Annotated in this window: 1 protein-coding gene; it reads right to left on the minus strand. The window is 56.2% G+C overall.

Annotation, left to right across the window (positions count from 1 at the left end; genetic code table 11):
* Positions 1-1,446: hypothetical protein (locus V6D20_23445; GenBank protein ID HEY9818734.1), on the minus strand; the 1,446-nt coding region annotated here is incomplete at both ends.

A 1,446-nucleotide genomic window follows, 5' to 3' on the forward strand; every position in this document is an offset into this window, starting at 1 on the left:
TGTAGTCGACTGTATGAAAGACGCGACTGTCCATGTACTTGGTAGGGTCCTCTGGGTGGGGGCATAGCTCGGTAGTCTGCACTTGCAGAACGCCACTCTTGTTCAGGGACGCCAAGAGGGTCCCGCACGAGTCCACACCCAGTACGTGATCCATTTGGTGCACAGACCCTGACTGGCACACCTTGATCCCGCGCGCAAACATGGCAGAAATGGGCTTTTCCACGCCAACGGCATCCATAATGTTGGTGGCATAGAGGCGGTACCCCGATCGGTGAACGCTCTTGATGGGGGCGCTACTGTTGCTTGTGTGATAACTGACGGCTGCGTTATCAGGGTCTCCCGCCAAGTAAGCGTTGTTAAAGGTGAGAACCTCGCCGCGGTACGTCCCCAGGCACAACTCCTCGTGCGTGTAGGAGATGGCGCTGATACAGGGTAAAAAACGCAGCTTCTTGGCCAGCACGTCCTCCTCGCGCTCATCCTTGATGGGGTCGTCCTTGTAGGTGATGCGCACCATCCAAGACAGCGTCTTGTTGCCTTGCTTCTGGCGGTTCCGCACCAAGATGGCATAGTTGCACGTGGCCACAACGCTGGTATCGGTCACTGGGTCGTAAAAAGTATGCTGAGGCACATCGTTTGTGGGGATCGTATGGTTGTAGATCACGCGCGGAGAGCTCGCAGAAGTGGTTTTGATGACGAGTACGCGCACATTGCCATCCAAAATAAATACCAGCTGCAGAAAGTCGCCTATTACGTGCAGCAGCGGCGCCGAGTCCGGATCACAGTGAAAAATACCCGTCGGCACCTCGCTAGCCAGCGTCAGAGGCTTCCAGGTGCAGCGCTTGTTGGACGTCCTGACCGTGGTTTTACCCATGGGCGTAGGGCATATCAGAATCTTGAATGGGATCTTTCCAGCGGTGCTAGCCCCAGCAGGGTGGTGCTTTTTCTTCTTCCCCTTGGTCTTGGTCTTCCCCTTTTTGTTGGTCACTTTCTCCAGTGCAAGATGGCTCAGGGTATGCACGGGCCAGGCGCTATCGGGCACTTCTATGTGCCGCCCCAGTGGATCCTCTATTGCGGCGCCCTCCTCCAGGTCCGCCTCTGCGGGCAGGGAATCGTCTTGCAAGCGTTCCATGACGGTGGCCATCATGTCGACCATCAGGTACTCGTGTAGCTCGGGGTCATACTCGATCTTGGCTCTTGTAGAAATCTGGCCGCCGATTCTGATCACCTGTTCCCGTGTTTTGGCCCGCCCCAGCATCTCCCTGTAGTAATGGGTCAGCTCTGCCTTTTGCAGCCGCTTGTACTCGCTCCGTACTTCATCAGCATCCTTCTGCCGCACATACTCAATAGCGCAAGCCATGCTTTGGCTGATACCGATAGGCTGGGTGCGCCCAGGGAAAGGGAAGTTGCTCTTGCTCGGCGTCTTTTGGGCAAACGTGAACACCTTGT

The sequence above is a fragment of the Candidatus Obscuribacterales bacterium genome, assembly GCA_036703605.1.
Lineage (GTDB): Bacteria > Cyanobacteriota > Cyanobacteriia > RECH01 > RECH01 > RECH01.